The 14,389-nt window shown below is 53.9% G+C and carries 20 protein-coding genes; 4 read left to right on the forward strand and 16 right to left on the reverse strand.

All coding sequences use genetic code 11. From position 1 onward, the window contains the following. Window positions 1-8: 8 nt before the first annotated feature. Window positions 9-914 (reverse strand): DUF2156 domain-containing protein, encoded by a 906-nt coding sequence (locus GXN74_RS09630; RefSeq protein WP_162370723.1) that lies wholly within the window; start codon window positions 912-914, stop codon window positions 9-11. A 5-nt stretch (window positions 915-919) separates the two neighbouring features. After that, window positions 920-1,420: a 2-C-methyl-D-erythritol 2,4-cyclodiphosphate synthase gene (ispF, locus tag GXN74_RS09635; RefSeq protein WP_162370724.1), complete on the reverse strand. Its 501-nt coding sequence runs from the start codon at window positions 1,418-1,420 to the stop codon at window positions 920-922. A gap of 421 nt (window positions 1,421-1,841) precedes the next feature. On the opposite strand from ispF, the gene GXN74_RS09640 reads away from it, so the two are divergent. The 4 genes from GXN74_RS09640 to GXN74_RS09655 are packed head-to-tail and all read left to right on the forward strand — an operon-like array spanning window position 1,842 to window position 3,711. After that, entirely contained in the window at window positions 1,842-2,309 is a 468-nt protein-coding gene (locus GXN74_RS09640; RefSeq protein WP_162370725.1) for a hypothetical protein, read from the forward strand. A gap of 52 nt (window positions 2,310-2,361) precedes the next feature. Beyond that, window positions 2,362-2,811: a plasmid mobilization protein gene (locus tag GXN74_RS09645; RefSeq protein ID WP_162370726.1), complete on the forward strand. Its 450-nt coding sequence runs from the start codon at window positions 2,362-2,364 to the stop codon at window positions 2,809-2,811. A gap of 1 nt (window position 2,812) precedes the next feature. Further along, window positions 2,813-3,313 (forward strand): hypothetical protein, encoded by a 501-nt coding sequence (locus GXN74_RS09650; protein WP_162370727.1) that lies wholly within the window; start codon window positions 2,813-2,815, stop codon window positions 3,311-3,313. A 50-nt stretch (window positions 3,314-3,363) separates the two neighbouring features. Then, window positions 3,364-3,711: a hypothetical protein gene (locus GXN74_RS09655; protein WP_162370728.1), complete on the forward strand. Its 348-nt coding sequence runs from the start codon at window positions 3,364-3,366 to the stop codon at window positions 3,709-3,711. Between the two features lie 120 nt (window positions 3,712-3,831). Here the strand turns inward: GXN74_RS09655 and GXN74_RS09660 are convergent, their stop codons facing one another. The 14 genes from GXN74_RS09660 to gpG all read right to left on the reverse strand — a co-directional run bounded on the left by GXN74_RS09660 (window position 3,832) and on the right by gpG (window position 14,223). Next, window positions 3,832-4,467 carry a M23 family metallopeptidase gene (locus tag GXN74_RS09660; RefSeq protein WP_162370729.1) on the reverse strand — a complete coding sequence of 212 codons (636 nt, stop codon included), beginning with the start codon at window positions 4,465-4,467 and terminating at the stop codon, window positions 3,832-3,834. Continuing rightward, window positions 4,454-4,666, reverse strand: coding sequence for a hypothetical protein (locus GXN74_RS09665; RefSeq protein ID WP_162370730.1), 213 nt, complete (start codon window positions 4,664-4,666; stop codon window positions 4,454-4,456). Before GXN74_RS09665 ends, GXN74_RS09660 begins: the two co-directional genes overlap by 14 nt. Further along, window positions 4,667-4,864: a hypothetical protein gene (locus tag GXN74_RS09670; RefSeq protein ID WP_162370731.1), complete on the reverse strand. Its 198-nt coding sequence runs from the start codon at window positions 4,862-4,864 to the stop codon at window positions 4,667-4,669. It lies immediately after the preceding gene. Then, entirely contained in the window at window positions 4,851-5,018 is a 168-nt protein-coding gene (locus GXN74_RS09675; protein ID WP_162370732.1) for a hypothetical protein, read from the reverse strand. Before GXN74_RS09675 ends, GXN74_RS09670 begins: the two co-directional genes overlap by 14 nt. Window positions 5,019-5,022: 4 nt before the next feature. After that, the gene (locus GXN74_RS09680; RefSeq protein WP_162370733.1) at window positions 5,023-5,232 is read right to left on the reverse strand and encodes a hypothetical protein; all 210 of its coding nucleotides are present in this window, start codon (window positions 5,230-5,232) and stop codon (window positions 5,023-5,025) included. Window positions 5,233-5,241: 9 nt separating this feature from the next. After that, the gene (locus GXN74_RS09685) at window positions 5,242-6,636 is read right to left on the reverse strand and encodes a hypothetical protein (protein WP_162370734.1); all 1,395 of its coding nucleotides are present in this window, start codon (window positions 6,634-6,636) and stop codon (window positions 5,242-5,244) included. A 3-nt stretch (window positions 6,637-6,639) separates the two neighbouring features. Beyond that, the gene (locus GXN74_RS09690; RefSeq protein WP_162370735.1) at window positions 6,640-6,849 is read right to left on the reverse strand and encodes a hypothetical protein; all 210 of its coding nucleotides are present in this window, start codon (window positions 6,847-6,849) and stop codon (window positions 6,640-6,642) included. Between the two features lie 9 nt (window positions 6,850-6,858). Further along, window positions 6,859-7,152, reverse strand: coding sequence for a hypothetical protein (locus tag GXN74_RS09695; RefSeq protein WP_162370736.1), 294 nt, complete (start codon window positions 7,150-7,152; stop codon window positions 6,859-6,861). After that, a complete protein-coding gene (locus GXN74_RS09700) occupies window positions 7,145-7,306 on the reverse strand; it encodes a hypothetical protein (RefSeq protein ID WP_162370737.1) in 162 nt (53 codons plus the stop codon). Before GXN74_RS09700 ends, GXN74_RS09695 begins: the two co-directional genes overlap by 8 nt. After that, on the reverse strand, window positions 7,307-9,352 hold the full coding sequence (locus GXN74_RS09705; RefSeq protein WP_162370738.1) for a WD40 repeat domain-containing protein: 2,046 nt from the start codon (window positions 9,350-9,352) through the stop codon (window positions 7,307-7,309). It lies immediately after the preceding gene. 13 nt (window positions 9,353-9,365) lie between these two features. Beyond that, entirely contained in the window at window positions 9,366-10,739 is a 1,374-nt protein-coding gene (locus GXN74_RS09710; protein ID WP_162370739.1) for a hypothetical protein, read from the reverse strand. Further along, complete coding sequence (locus tag GXN74_RS09715) at window positions 10,740-11,105, reverse strand: hypothetical protein (RefSeq protein WP_162370740.1); 366 nt, start codon at window positions 11,103-11,105, stop codon at window positions 10,740-10,742. Next, on the reverse strand, window positions 11,102-13,519 hold the full coding sequence (locus GXN74_RS09720) for a phage tail tape measure protein (RefSeq protein ID WP_162370741.1): 2,418 nt from the start codon (window positions 13,517-13,519) through the stop codon (window positions 11,102-11,104). Before GXN74_RS09720 ends, GXN74_RS09715 begins: the two co-directional genes overlap by 4 nt. A gap of 392 nt (window positions 13,520-13,911) precedes the next feature. Next, a complete protein-coding gene (gene gpG, locus GXN74_RS09725) occupies window positions 13,912-14,223 on the reverse strand; it encodes a phage tail assembly chaperone G (RefSeq protein WP_162370742.1) in 312 nt (103 codons plus the stop codon). Window positions 14,224-14,389: the final 166 nt, after the last annotated feature.

A 14,389-nucleotide genomic window follows, 5' to 3' on the forward strand; every position in this document is an offset into this window, starting at 1 on the left:
ATGTCCACTCACCTTTCCACCTCAAGCAGGGTATGCTTTTCCACCAGCCGCACCGGATGGTAGGACAGTTTGGCCTTCCGCAGGCCTTCTTCCCCCACATCGTCCTCCCTGTTCACCAATGCCACATCCGGATAGGCATGCACCAGGAATTGCTGGTTGACAAACTGGTAGAGTCCACGGATCTTCGTGTTGGCCTTTTCCACATGGATGATCGCTTCCTTCCCCTGGTTGATGGCGCTGCCCATCGTGAACGCTTCCAGCCTTCCGTCGATGTAGATGCCGGCGGCTTTCACCCCCAGACGGCTCATGTGCTTCATCACGCTGCAAATCCCCTTGATTTCCTGTTCGATGAAATACGCGTCGTCTTCCCTTTCCTCATTCCACTTCTTCACAAACTCACAGATTCGGGGTTCATCGCCTTCGCTTAAAGGCTTGTAGGCATATCTGCCCTCGTATTCCCTTAGGAACGCATGCAGGTGGTTCCGCTTCTTGTTGTATTTCCTTCCGGTCAGGGTCCGCAACTTTTCCGCATCGTAAAGGTAGTCGAAGGTGTCCCTATCTGAAATTATATCGAATTCGTCGGGATGGTTCTTCTCAATGAACCCTTTGAAGACATCATCCGCACAATAGATGGTCAGCGCCTTTCCCTTTGACTTGAAATACCCCCGCAGGGCTTCCAGCGCCTCCGGAAAAAAAACTTCCCCACAAACCGGCATGAGGGCATATTCTTCCCCTTCATAGGTTTCCACAATCAGGGTGTAGTCGGGATGGAAATGGCAACGGGTTTCGTATGTTTCGTCCCACAGGTAGAGGATGGGCAGGTTGAACTCGCAGCTCAGGATTTCCCTGACCTCCAGCCTCCTCTTCAGCTCCCCGTTCATTGAAAAGTCCAATCTTTCAAATGTCAAATTCATGCGTCTCACTGACTGGAGGTTTTCTCCTCCAGTTCCTTCCTTTCGATTAGGCATACCGCCTGGGCGCTGATTCCCTCCTGCCTTCCGGTGAATCCCAACCCCTCTTCCGTTGTCGCCTTCAGGTTGATCCGGTTTCGGTCCACATCCATGGCCGCAGCGATGTTGGTCCGCATCGAGTCCATATGGGGCAACAGCTTGGGTGCCTGGGCAATGATGGTGGCGTCCAGATTCCCCAACATGAAACCCTGGGATTCCATCAGCTCCGCCACCTTCGCCAGCAGACGGAGGCTGGATGCGCCTTCATAGGCCGGGTCCGTATCTGGAAAGTGTTTCCCGATGTCTCCCAGACCCATGGCTCCCAACAGGGCATCCATCACCGCGTGCACAACCACGTCCGCATCCGAATGTCCCAGCAACCCCTTGGGGTGGGGAATCCTGACTCCGCCCAGGACCAGGTCCCTCCCCTCCACCAAACGGTGTACGTCATATCCGCTTCCTATACGCATCCGAACACTCTCCCTTTTCCTTTTCTTGTCTCGTGCATCGTTCTACTTTTTCATTATAGCACATCCTCGCCCGCGAACAAAAGAGGCTTTCCCATACGCAAAAAAAGACAGATCGGAATCTGTCTTCTTCAGTAGCGGAGAAGCGCTTATCTACAAAACCACACTTATTATATAGGAAATGATACAATTATGAATTGCACTTATTTGACAGACAAATTGCTGATGTGGTATGATGGGTTGGTAAGTTTAACCCCTTACAAATTAAATACTCTCCCCTCATCTATAGCACCCTCCCCAGGGTGCTATTTTTCTATAGCAAATTTACTCATGTGTATTGACTTTGTACCACGCGCGTAGTACAATTAATTCATAGCAAACAACAGATCGCGCGCCGGCGAAAAGGCGGGAAAGAAGGTACATCATGGGAAAATACACAGTAAATCACACATGCGGGCATACCGTGGAAGTCCAATTGTTCGGACCCATTAAGGAAAGAGAAAGAAAGATGGAGTGGATGCAGTCTACTATCTGCTCCGATTGCTACAGGAAACAGGAAGCCGAAGCCGCCAAGGCGAAGGCCGAGAACTCCGGTCTCCCAGAGCTCCAAGGCTCTGAAAAACAAATTGCCTGGGCGCTTAAGCTCAGGCAGGAGCAAATTAAAATCGCCGAGGACACATTGCATGGTCTTCGGTGGTACGCTTCGGGGGCCTACAAGCTCACCGAAGAAGAGATTACAGCCAATCTTAGGTCTAAGGGGGTTGCAGAAGCTGAAATCAAAGCTCGCTTGGCAGCAGTCGCTTCTGAAAAGGAGAAGTATGAAAGGCAGCTGGCGCTCATCGAGCAGATGAAAGTTGAAACATCTGCAAAATGGTTCATCGAAAATAGATAAAATGCAAGGGAGGGATATAGCCCCTCCCCTTTTTAAACAAGGAGGACTAAAAATGGATAAAATTGGAAAGTACGAAGTGAACGAAACAGACACCGGCAAGCTACTGGTGAAGGGAAAATCACTCCCCATACAGCAGGAGGTGCCAGTCCCTGAAGGTGAGCTCATGACCATCAACGGGGCATGGAATCTGGACCAAATTCCCACACAGTATATCGTCGAAAGGGTTGACGGAACACTGGCAATGTTTTCCGTCACGCCATTCCGCAGAATTACTGAAGCGGACCTGAAGCCCTACAAGGGATACCATCCCCGCATGGCAAAAGGATCCCCGATGCCGGAATACCTATACAAATTCTATAGCTTTGCCCGGAACGAGGAGACCCTTTCGGAGGTGATCCGGGTCAGGATGTCACCCTCCGAAAAGGAAAAGCTCGATGCGGCTGCGCGGAATGCCGGCAAGAACGTGTCCGAGTTTATTCGGGATTTCGTAAGGGGGTTGTAGCATGCCGGGGATTTGCCCAATATGCGGCAAGCCCAACGGCCGCAACAAAAAAGCTTGCTCGCACGCTTGCTATGCGGAGCTGCGGCAAAACTACAAGACCTGCATAGTTTGCGGCAAGCAGTTTCCGGATTCCAAAACGAACATGACGGTCACTTGCTCTCTTGAATGTTCGAAACGGCATAGGAAAGACTTGGCATCATCGGGGATTTACGATGATGCCCTGGATGCAGCACATAAAATTACACCTGTGCACCCCAAAACAGGATCGTTCGAGACAAACATCCATGCCAAGAGCTGGACCATCAAGGCGCCGGACGGGAAGGTGTACAAATGTAGGAACCTCAAGCTGTGGTGCAAAGAACACGCAGACCTGTTCGACGGCACACCAAGGCAGGCATGGGACGGACTGGCAAAGATAAAATATTCCGCCCAGGGTAAGCGCAAGAACCGGGCTTACCAATGGAAAGGGTGGACATTGATTGACTACGATGACTCATTGTGATAGGCTTAATTTGTTACTATCTTTTTAGAAGTCAACAGGAGGTTAACAGCATGGATAAAAAGACTCTTATATTTTGCAAGACAGTTGTTAATGATGCAGATTTAGGCATTGTCCCTAGTTTGGTTTTTTTTGTTAAATTTCAAGAAGATAACCCAAATAAAATAATTGACAATGGATCATTTAAAGTTGACTGCTTCAAAGAGAAGATTTCTCTAAAAAATGAGTTGTTCTACTGGGCAACACCGAAGTTCACTGACGCAGAAGGTGCTTTCTTACAGGATCAGGGATTAGTAACAGAAGAAAATTTTGAAGAAGTCATTAAAAACTTAAAAATTGAACTAGATATAATGAATCCCTTATTAAGCTTTAACGGATACAAATTATGGAGTTATACATAATAGCAAAAAGCCCCGGGGCCATAAACCCCAGGGCTTTCTTTTTGCTGCTAATTCCCATCAGTTCCCATAAATTCTTGCTTATCCCGACCGGACATCCCGTGCCCGGTCCCTATTTTGTCCCTATTTTGTCCCTATCACCTGGGCCGCCCTCTGCAGCATGGTCCACAACTCCTCCCGGGTGACCGCATCCTTGGGGCGCTCTCCGTCCGAGATGCCCGTCTGCCGTACCCATGCCTGAGCTTCTTTTGCCCAATCACTCGTCTGCTGCACATCTACCACCTTTATCACCACCCTTCTGTTGTCTATGTCCACCAAGTAGGGCTCGGGGTTCACCACCCCGTCCACTTTGCCAGATGAATCTTTTGTAAAATGCACTTTGCTCCCCTGGTACACTTGGAAGTGCAGATGCACCGCTGTAGAGTTGCCCGTGTTGCCCATGAAGCCCACCACATCCCCCGCCCGGACCTTTGTCCCGACCGGCAGCCCTAACGCCTTCATGTGGGCGTACAGGGCGATGAAGCCGTCGTGCTGGATGCAGATGTAGTACCCAAAGCCCGTGTGCACCCCGCCGCCGTTGATTTTGGACACGATCACCGTCCCGTCAGCCACCGCATAGAGCTTGTCGCCGGCAACGCCCGCCCGCATTCCTCCGATGTCCGTCCCAGAATGGAACTGCCGGACACCCCTAAGCGTCCGCACCCCATATGGGGATGTGATCCGGTGGGAATCGGTGGGCCAGCGCTCAAACTGTATCATCCGAGCCACCTACCCTCGCAGCGTCCACCAGGCCCTCACCTACGATGTAGGCCACCAGCGTGCCGATGGCTGCCACCAGCCCCACCACCTGTTCGATGGTCAGCTGGTCAACTTTCAGAATCACCAGGATGGCCGTCACGAATCCCGTGGCCGCCGCCCAAAACTTCCTGCTTGTGAGTTTCTGCTTCCAATCAATCATTTATGGTCCCTCCGTCTTCTTTGCTTTTTCCGTGCGAATCCACGCCATCAGCCCGCCCTCCACGCCGCAGAAGGCGAACACCGACAGGATCAGTGTCGTGGGCTCCAAGCCCTTGTAGTAAAATAGCGCCATGCACCCGAAGGTGAACGCCGCCAGGAATACCAGCATCCCGGCGACTATCAGCTTACCGTACCTCACCGGGCACCACCCTCTCCTTGACGGTGATCTCGTGGCCTGGGTACCACTGGTGCAGCTTGGACCGGAACGCCTCCATGGCCGTCTCGCGGGCGTCAATCTTTTCCTGCCCGCCGAACTTGTACCCGTCTTTCTCCGCCGTCCATATCACTCTCATGTGATCACCTCTTCATATCGTTGCACAGGTCGTCCAGCCGGTGGTGGGCAGACTTGCCGCTCTCCTCCACCCGGACCAGCCGGTCCTGGAAGCTGTTGTGCTTGTCGAGTTTTTCCTTCATCCACCGCATTTCCGTTTTCATGCTCCCGTAGAAGCCCCCGAAGGTCCCTGCGTATACGAGGATTTGTATCCAAAATTTATAGTCCAACTCCATGCTGTCCTCCTAGTAAAGTCGTTTGCCGGTTTGTGGCCGTTTGTCCACCTTGTCGATAAGGTCCCTCAGCTGGGGCCTGTGCAGCACCCCTGCGCTGTCTACGGTGAAGCTTGTATAGAAGCCCTGGGCTCCCATACGGTGCTCCACCGTGGTGATGGTGCCAAGGAGCCGGGTCTCCGTCTCGCCCACAATCTCCGCCTCGTCCCCGGGCAGCAGGTGGGGCCGGAAGGGGCCGGCGAACTGCTCCACCGTGCCCGCGTAGGCCATCCTGGCGGCCAGGTCGTCGGCCAGGTCCTGCAGCTCCGTCAGGTCCGTGTCGTCCGGGGCCGTGATGTAGAGAGTCTTGTGCGGAGCCAGTGCCCATTCATAAAAGTGCGTCACGTTGGTGTAAGCCCGTAGGGTCGCCTCCGTCGTCGTGTCCTTGCTCTGGTAGCATACCTTGCTGTAGACGTCCGCGTCGTCCCTGGTGACCTGCCGGCTGATAAGGTCGGCGCCCCGGGCGAAGGTGTATTTGCTGGCCATATCAATTAGGGGCTGGTAGGTGGCCGTGCTACCCACTACGATCTGGCCGCCCATGGTTTCCCGGGCCACCCAGTTGAGGGAGATGGTCAGCAGGTCGGTCAGGGCCGTGAGATAGTCGGTGGACGGGTCGAAAGTCATGCCAGCCTGCCAGGCTGTCCCCGGGTCGGCGGGCTCCTGGACCTGGTAGTCAGTGATGCCGGCGTTGGTGAGCAAGGCCTCCACCACATAGGCGTACACGTCCTTGGGGTAGGCGTAGCTGCCATCCACCTTCTGGTCCTTCATCACCTTCCCGCTGATGTTCCGGCAATCCACGGTGACCGTCTCCTGCGCCACGCTCATATCCACCCGGTCCACGCAAAACACGCCCATGGGATAGTCGGCCGAGTCTCCGGCGCTGAAAAACAGCTCGATTTTGTTGCCCGGCACCATCCGGGTGTTGTCCTCTCCAGAGAGGTACTGGTGGGGATTTTTGAAAGTCAGGCTTGCGCTGGCCACGATGTTGTCCAGGTCCAGCCGGATGTCCGCGCCGTCCAAGTAGTTGGAAATGTCGTTGAGTGCGTCCCATATCGCGAAGCGCTGGCGCTCAGGGGTGATCAGTTTGTCGCTGTCCATCACCGCTTCCTGGTGCCAGGCCCCGAACATCCCCACCCGGGGAACGTTCTTCATCCGGTAGAGGGAGAGGGATTTATCCCTGGTGGCTATCTGGCCGGCGTCGAAGTCGGGAGTGCCCCACGGGACGTCGCCCGGATCAGGCGCCCACTTCTTGGCCAGGAGCCGCCCGTCCTCCACCGCAAAGAGGTAGATGGAGTTGTCGGGGAGGTGGATGGCTGCAGGGTTGATGCCTGGGCCCAGGTTGGTGGTGTGCTCAAATGCAAACTCCATGGGCTACACCCCCGAGACAGTAAAGCTCATGCCTGTGATCCCGGCGCTGATGTGCTCGTCACCCGAGTAGGCGCTGGCGTAGCTGATGGGCGTCGTTACAAAAGTCATGCCGCCCAGGCTGGCGCTGATCACATGATAGTTGCCCTGCCCCTTCCAGGGGGGCGGGTCTTTTCTTTTGCCCCCGAAGATGGGGGACAGGTGGAATAAAAACATGTTTGCCTCCTATCTGTACCAGCCTTGCCAGTGTACGGTGCCTGTGCCAGATGCCGTCTTGATGTTGAAGCTCTCCGCCGCCACGCCGATGGGCGTCCATACCTCTGCAGGGAGGTGGATTTCCTTGGCTGATCCATTGAGCTTGATCTTGCAATCCACCATGGGGTACACCAGCATTTGCCGCAGGAGGCCGCCCGGTTGGACGGCTGCCTCAAGATAGTCGGCGGTTGCGGCAATTTCGCCGGAGTCGTAGTCGGTGAAAAGGGTTGGGTGCTCCTTGAACATGTTTACGCTGCTACTCATTTTCTTCCTCCTCCGCCACTACAGGCTCCTCTGCTACATCCTCGTGTTCCACTGCCACATATTCGGCCTGGCATTTCGGGCAAGCCACAGTTTCCAAGGTTGTCTCAAAGCCGAAAAGCTGGCCGCACTTACATCTGACCGTACCGATTATCATCTATACCACCTCCCCGAATTGGATGGACACACCGCCCAGATCGATTACGTAATCGGACGTTTTATGGACGCCGTTGACGGTGTAGTCTGCTGTGATAGCCACGCCCGCCGCCGGGGGTGTGTTGAAGGCGATTTCCGTTTGCAGGGGTGAGATGTCGTAGGCTGATAAGCGGGTTCCTGCGGTGTGAGCAACTATAAGCGTCCCCTCGTCGGGGCTTATAACGCAACCATAAACTAACCCCACGGGGACCAGCGGCGTGTCGCGCTTTGTCCATGTCGCACCGTCCCAGTCGTATACATTAACCGCAGAGCCGGAACCAAACCCGACCGCCATAGTGCCCCCGTCCGGGGTCAAGTAGCACGAGTTGGCCTCATAAGTAGGCAGACTGCTTGGATTTGCTCGTTTAGTCCAAATACCTCCTGACCAGTCGTACACAGTTATGTACGGAGAGCCAGCGTGAGCGATCGCCAAAATATTCTTATTGGACGAAAGAGCAGCTCCGTAGGAAAAGCTAGGAGGAAGCACGTCCGGGTTCGCCCTCTTTGTCCAGGCGCTTCCAGACCAATCATAAGATACTACATAAGGTGACGCCGACATTGCCCCAACTAAAAGCGTACCATCATCAGAAATCGTTATGCCTTGACAACTGGTTGCGGGCAAGCTTGGAGGTGTAGTCCGTTTAACCCATGCACCGCCCGTCCAGTCGTATACTGCTATGCCGTTTGCGGAGCTAGAATAGCTGCCAACCGCTAACACGTTCCCGTCAGCGGATAGTTTGCAACAATATCCACTGTTTACGGGGAGGCTTGCAGGGTTTGATCTTCGAACCCACGCGCCATCAATCCAATCATATGTGGATATATAGGGAGAACTGCTTTGCGATACCGCCAGTATCGTGCCATCCGCAGACAGGGAACACCCTTGACCATTGGTGGCGGGTAAACTTGAAGGGTTTGCTCTCGCTATCCACGCCGAGCCATTCCAATCAAATGTGCGTATCGCGGGGGCCGCTTTGTGAGTCACCGCCAGCACGGTTCCATCGGCAGACAGTGCGCAAGCTGTTCCCTCCCCGGCAAGTGTCACACCTGTAATTTGCTGAAAGTTTTGAGTTCTGCAGACATTCGCTTTTGTGAACGCAGTAGTTTCCACTCCGTCCAGCTTCACAACAACACTGCCCTGGTCCACGTTCTTGGACGGCAACAAAAACTTATCCTCTACTCCGTCCCCGGTACCAAGCGCAACACCCGTGTAAGGCTGGCCGGTAAACACCCCGGAAATCGGCAACGGCAACCGGAAGTAGCCCGACAGGTTGATTTCTGCAATGTGTCCGTTCGCTACTGTGGTACCCAGCCTGGGCACGCTGGATGTCCGCTTTTTGTTGGCGGTGTCAGCGCTCCACGTTGTGGCCACTGAGCCAAGCGCCGGGGTGGACGCCAGTCCGCTCATGCCATCTACAGACGGGTAAGGAGCTGCGCCCGCCTCGAAGCTACCGTTTGTCCACGAACCGCCCATCATATAGTTAACCAAATTGTTGCTGTTCGGCATCCCGACAAGTTTTGCCCCCGGGATGCTGATGCCCACCGTGGCGAACACCGTAGCATAGATTGTGAGGATGTCCGTGTCCGTTTTGGTGATGCTGATAGGATTGCCCTCGCTGTCCTCCAAAAATGCGTGAGTCACGAAGTTGGTGGAGCCAGTCCCGTACATGATGCCGACTTCGGTGATGGGTGTACCGTTGTACTCCGTGAGCCCCAGCTCGATTTTGCGTTTCCAGCTCGACACCGGGTCTGCCTTGATGGTCTCCACGGTCGTTGCAGCTTTGTACCCCCAGTAGTTGAAAAGCGTTGTCCTGGTGGGGTCGAGCGTGCCGGTGCCCCTGCCGATGCCGATGTTGGCAAAGTAGGCGCTACCTGCGCACAGCCGGTCGTACATCTGGTTGAGCACAATGTTGTAGGCCGTGGCGGTTTGTTTCAGCTCGCCGGTCCTGCTGTCCCGCAGCTCAACGTCGAACCGGTTGTGGATTGTTACGTTTGATTTTATATCCAAGTCTTGTCCCTCCTTATAAGTCTCCGCCACCGACTTTGGTGACTGTGATGGTCATGGCATTTGTGAAGCCGGCGCTTAGATGCTCGTCGCCCGTGTCGGCGCTCAAGTAGCTCACCAGTTTCGGCTCAAAAGCCATCGTGGCGATGTTCGCGCTGATTTGCTCGTTGTGTTCCGGCGGGTATCCAGTTGCCGTGATTGTCGAATTTTCCAGGTGCGGCGTGCATCCTCCGCAAATCTCCACTTTGATTCCTGTGTAGGCTTTGGTGTAAATCACATCCCACGCGCCAACCACCGAAAGGCTCTCCGCTATGGTGAGCACCACCTTGTGGCTTGTGTCCCCGTAGGCGGTGCCTGTCACCGTGTAGCCCACAATCGAAAAGAGCGCTTCCTGCCCTGCCGCATTGAGCAGCGGGTAGTTGCACTCAAGGGCGAGGGTGTGCTCGCCGGTCCTGGTGCCCGTAATCTCGATTTGGCTGTAGTCGTAGCTTGCCGGGCAGGCGTTAATCACCATCTCGGTTGCTGTTGCTGTGATCTGCTCGTCAGGCAGCTGCGCATTCAGGTATCCGATTGGCGTCACGCTCATGGCAAACCCGCTCATGTGCGCGCTGATGAACTCAGGCCATACGCTCATGCCCGCATAGTTGCGTGTCGTCAGCGTCCACCAAATATCCCCGGCGACCTGCGCCATGAAGCCCAGCCGGAAATCATTGGTGCGGAACAGCGCAAGGTCGTCGCACGTCCCGGCCAGCTCCGTCACCTGCCGTTCCACCTCCCACAGCTTGCCGCCGGACTGGATGCAGTACGCCCGGTACCACATGGTGCCATCCGTCTTGAGGTAGGCCACCACAAGCCCCTGGTCGTTCGACTGGTCACCGTTTGCCGGCAGCCAGCCACGGATGGCTGCCACCTTCGTCACGCCTGTCGCCAGGGTGATGGAGGTGTCCTGCCAGAGCTGCGCCTTGAGGTCGCCGGATTGCACGTAGAAAAGCCACGGGTTTTCCTCCGTGACGAAGTTGAAGCGCCGGCTCACGTAATCCCGGTCCCAGTATCCATCAAACTCGATGGCCACCGCTGTTGCTGCCCCCACGGTGAACTCGTGCACCCATGGGGTCTGGTCGTCGTATGGCAGGGGCTTGCTTTTTACGGATGCGATCCCGTCGTTGATGGCCAGGGCGAAGGCTTCCGCCGGCTCGCTTGAGGTGTCGGTGCGTTTGACGGTGACGTCCACGTCGGAGAGTTCTGTGCCGTTTTGGATTGTGAAAACCTGGAAAAGCTCGTTGAGGAACCCCCGGGAGAGCAGGACTTTTAGCTTCGGGTCTGCGTTATCCGCCGGCACCTGCCATTTTTTAGCTACCCGGTCCAGGAGCTCCGAGGGGATGGTGCGCATCTACACCACCCCACTATCGATGATGAGTTTCAGCCTGGCCTCGTAAACGACCCTGCTTCTATTGCTGTACCCGATGGTTATCCTCTCCCAAGCTGCAGGCTCATCTATTTTTCCGTAAAATGTTTCATCATATCCAGTTAGCTTCACAGTTTCTCCCTGGCTTTGCATCAGATTGATGGAGTCTGCTTGCGTCGGATTTACTTGCACGGTAAACTCCACATACCGGGCTGGTGTTCCGATTGTTTGTACATGGTAGCTTCCATCCAGGAGTTTTGTTTTAATGGTTGTAGCGTCATATTTTACCGGGGTAATTTCTTTGCATATCAGGCTTAAAATCGTCCCGTCCAGCGCTTCTATTTTTGTCATCCGCGCCTCACCTCCCTCCGGAGTGTCTCCATGATGATGTCCACCACACCCGTAAGGTCACCTGCATTGTTTATGCCTTCCACCCTTAGGGTACCGGAATGGATTACGTCCATCGGTCTATTTCCCGCCTGTCCTGCTGCCGGAGACCTCCCAAGCAATCCTCCGGATCCGGAGACCTGTATGTTGGCGTTCAAGTCCTTGTTCAATCCATCCATTGCGGAGTGCACCTGTCTTGCGCTGTTCGTTATGCCTACCGCCATGCCGGCACCAATCTGGGCCCCTACTTGTTTCTCGAACACTCTGGACGGGGAGCGTATCTGCAGAAACTTTTTCGCTCCACTCAAAGCACTTTTGGCTGAGTTGATGACGCTTTCCCCCAATGCGGAGCCGGCGTTCACAATACCATCCCTGATGCCAAAGAGTATGTTCTTTCCCAACTCTCCCCAATCTATCGCATATATCGCTTCACGGATGGCAGCCAACCATTTTGGCACTACCGACAGCAGCGTCGGGATGGCTGCAATGAGCCCTCCTGCAAGAGCAACTACAATCTGCACTGCGGCCTTTAGCAGCAACGGCAGGTTCTGGATGATGGCTGCTATCACCGCCACAATGATCTGTATGGATGCATCTATCAGCAGCGGTAGGTTGTCCGTTATGGCCTTGATGATTGTCGTGATGATTTCCGGAGCCTTTTCCAGGAGAATTGGCAGTGCCTGCAGGAGGCCCTCTGCCAATACGACAATCGCCTGGATGGCCGACGGGATGATTTCTGGCCATATGCTGGTAAGCGCCATGATGAATGCCATGACAATCTCGATTGCCGCTATGATAAGTGTAGGCAAGGCCTGGTGAAGGCCAAGCGCCAGCGTTTTCAGCGCTTCTACGCCAGCGGTTATCAGCATCGGTCCGTTATCGACAATAACTTGCACTATGGCCGCCAGCAGTTTTACTATTGCTTCCATGAGGGATGGCAGCACTTGGGTCGTCGATGTGGTAAGGGATGACACAAGGCTTTCAATCACCATTGGGGCCGTTGTCACTATCATTGGCAAGAGTCCATCCAATATGCCCTTGATTCCTTCGGTCAGCGCCGTGCTGACTTGCTCGAAGTCTCCGTCACGTATTCCTTGTACAATCCCGGCGATGCTGTTTGTCGCAATTTCAGTCACCGGTCCCAATGAAGTTATGATCTGCCTTTGCAACCCTTCCAGCGCAGAACCCAAATCGTTGTATTTGATTTTGTTGATTTGATCCAAGGCATCGGCATCTTTCTTTGCGTAGTCCTCAATATCCGACAACGCACCGATGGCCTCGATTTCGAGGTCCTCGAACATGGTTCCGAACAGGGCAACGCCGGCCTGGTTCCTGGCCAGCGGATCCTCCATGCTGTAAAGCTTTGCCGTCACCTCCTGGAACGCCTGCTGCGCTTCAGGTCCTCCCTTTGCAAAAGCGCTGAACATCTTGTCCGCGTTCATTCCCAGCAGCTCAAATCCTTCAGCGCTGGACTTGCTTCCGTCTTTTGATCGGATTGAAAACTCCTTGACGGCATCGCCTACCTTGTCGATTTGGAACGCCCCGGACATCGCGCCTTGGATCAGGGTGTCTGTGAATTCATCGGCATCAAATCCCAAAGATTTGAAGTTCGGCGCATACTCCTTCATGATGTCCAGCAGATCACCGTTTTTGTTGGCACCTTGCTGGGCTCCTTGGGCAATCAGGTTGTAGGCTTCCTTGGATGTGAGACCGAAGTTGGCCATCAGCGAGTTTACCGTGTCGATGCTTTCCTTGACGTCGAAACCGAATGTGTCCCTCATCAGCAGCGCCTGTTCCGTCGCATCCTTCAGCTTTTCACCGGAAAGCCCTGCCGTCTGGCTGATGGTCGCCATGCTTTCCGCTATGTCTTCCATGCTTTCGCCAAAATTGTTGGCGTAGACCTCATTGGCTATTTCCTTGAACTCCTTCATTTGCTCCGTGGAGTAGCCTGTTTGGGCCTGGAAGGAGTTCATGGCCTTTGCGGAGTCGTTGCTGAACTTGATGATTCCGACCACCGCACCGGCTACCGCAGCTCCTAACGCAGCCACCCCTGCAGCTGCCGTCTTCGCAGCTGCGCCTCCCACGGATTTCAGGCTGTTGCCGAGCTTTCCCATTGCACCGTCCAACTTGTCGCTTTTCTTGGATGCGTCATCCATCTCTTTCCCGAAATTGTCCAATGCTTTGTTGTTGCTCTTCAGTTCACCTTCCATGTTGTTCAAGTCTGCCGTGGCCTTGTTCACAGCCTGTCGCCATCCTTGGGTTACCTTGTCATTCTCCCCATATTTGTCGGAGGATGCTTTAAGCCCCTTTGTGAGTTCGGCAAGCTTGTTCTTCTGCTCAGCAATCTGCTTGTTCAGCACCTGGTTCTTTGCTGTCAAGGCTTGGGTGCTCTTGTCATTCTTGTCGAACTGGGAAGTGACGACCTGCATTTCGGTTCCAAGCGTCTTCATGTTGGTATTGATTTTATTGATCGAGTCCCTGAATTCCTTTTCCCCTTCAATCCCTATGACAGGTCCGATATCATATGCCATCTGATCACCTCCTTACAGCCAGCTAGGCGGCTTCTTTGCCCTTCTGTATTCCCTTCCATTCACAACCCTAACATCCGGATCCTCTTCCGGTCGGAACTGGATGAATGCCAACAGGTTGCATACGTCTGTCTCATCTATGTCGTGCAGTGTCCATCCCAGTCTTTGGGATATCGTCCGTTTCAGATTCAGGACTGTCGTTTTATAGCCCGCGGGGGAATCGTCCTCCAACTCCCCCGTACTCAGTTTTTTCTAAGTTCTCCGCCGATGTTCCCGCAGATGTCTTGGAAAACTTTCATCAGCTCTTCCTGCTCCACGTTCTCGTTGAGCTCATCGAAGGAAAACTGATATTTGAATACGGCCAGGATGAGGCTTTTCAAATCCTTATAGAAATCCTTTGCCTGTCCGATGGAAACGCTGTCCGTATTGAGACTTTCCGCCCTCTCCGCAATGTCGAAGATGTTGTCCATCATGCCTGTCTTAAGGCTGCAGGCTGTATACGTCTTTGTCTTGTTGCCTTCGTCATCCGTAAAATTTATATATACCGGTCTCATGTTTTATAGCCTCCATATAAAAAAATAAAGGCAGGAATCGAGGCCACTGAAAAAGTCTCATAATTAGAAAAGAAGCTTGAATGCAGATTAGACTGCAATTCAAGCTTTTTTTTGTTATAATCATAGTATCAAAAAAAGGTGGTGGCCCTTATGATCCAGCAACAAC

The organism is Anaerotalea alkaliphila (assembly GCF_010179735.1).
GTDB lineage: Bacteria > Bacillota > Clostridia > Lachnospirales > Vallitaleaceae > Anaerotalea > Anaerotalea alkaliphila.

Excerpts from the sequence above, each read along its gene's own strand:
- GXN74_RS09680 (WP_162370733.1), bottom strand. The coding sequence starts at position 5,232 with ATGGAGTTGGACTATAAATTTTGGATACAAATCCTCGTATACGCAGGG.
- GXN74_RS09630 (WP_162370723.1), bottom strand. The coding sequence starts at position 914 with ATGAATTTGACATTTGAAAGATTGGACTTTTCAATGAACGGGGAGCTG.
- GXN74_RS09710 (WP_162370739.1), bottom strand. The coding sequence starts at position 10,739 with ATGCGCACCATCCCCTCGGAGCTCCTGGACCGGGTAGCTAAAAAATGG.
- GXN74_RS09640 (WP_162370725.1), top strand. The coding sequence starts at position 1,842 with ATGGGAAAATACACAGTAAATCACACATGCGGGCATACCGTGGAAGTC.
- GXN74_RS09645 (WP_162370726.1), top strand. The coding sequence starts at position 2,362 with ATGGATAAAATTGGAAAGTACGAAGTGAACGAAACAGACACCGGCAAG.
- ispF (WP_162370724.1), bottom strand. The coding sequence starts at position 1,420 with ATGCGTATAGGAAGCGGATATGACGTACACCGTTTGGTGGAGGGGAGG.
- GXN74_RS09665 (WP_162370730.1), bottom strand. The coding sequence starts at position 4,666 with ATGATTGATTGGAAGCAGAAACTCACAAGCAGGAAGTTTTGGGCGGCG.
- GXN74_RS09695 (WP_162370736.1), bottom strand. The coding sequence starts at position 7,152 with ATGAGTAGCAGCGTAAACATGTTCAAGGAGCACCCAACCCTTTTCACC.
- GXN74_RS09650 (WP_162370727.1), top strand. The coding sequence starts at position 2,813 with ATGCCGGGGATTTGCCCAATATGCGGCAAGCCCAACGGCCGCAACAAA.
- GXN74_RS09660 (WP_162370729.1), bottom strand. The coding sequence starts at position 4,467 with ATGATACAGTTTGAGCGCTGGCCCACCGATTCCCACCGGATCACATCC.
- gpG (WP_162370742.1), bottom strand. The coding sequence starts at position 14,223 with ATGAGACCGGTATATATAAATTTTACGGATGACGAAGGCAACAAGACA.
- GXN74_RS09655 (WP_162370728.1), top strand. The coding sequence starts at position 3,364 with ATGGATAAAAAGACTCTTATATTTTGCAAGACAGTTGTTAATGATGCA.
- GXN74_RS09685 (WP_162370734.1), bottom strand. The coding sequence starts at position 6,636 with ATGGAGTTTGCATTTGAGCACACCACCAACCTGGGCCCAGGCATCAAC.
- GXN74_RS09700 (WP_162370737.1), bottom strand. The coding sequence starts at position 7,306 with ATGATAATCGGTACGGTCAGATGTAAGTGCGGCCAGCTTTTCGGCTTT.
- GXN74_RS09715 (WP_162370740.1), bottom strand. The coding sequence starts at position 11,105 with ATGACAAAAATAGAAGCGCTGGACGGGACGATTTTAAGCCTGATATGC.
- GXN74_RS09690 (WP_162370735.1), bottom strand. The coding sequence starts at position 6,849 with ATGTTTTTATTCCACCTGTCCCCCATCTTCGGGGGCAAAAGAAAAGAC.
- GXN74_RS09675 (WP_162370732.1), bottom strand. The coding sequence starts at position 5,018 with ATGAGAGTGATATGGACGGCGGAGAAAGACGGGTACAAGTTCGGCGGG.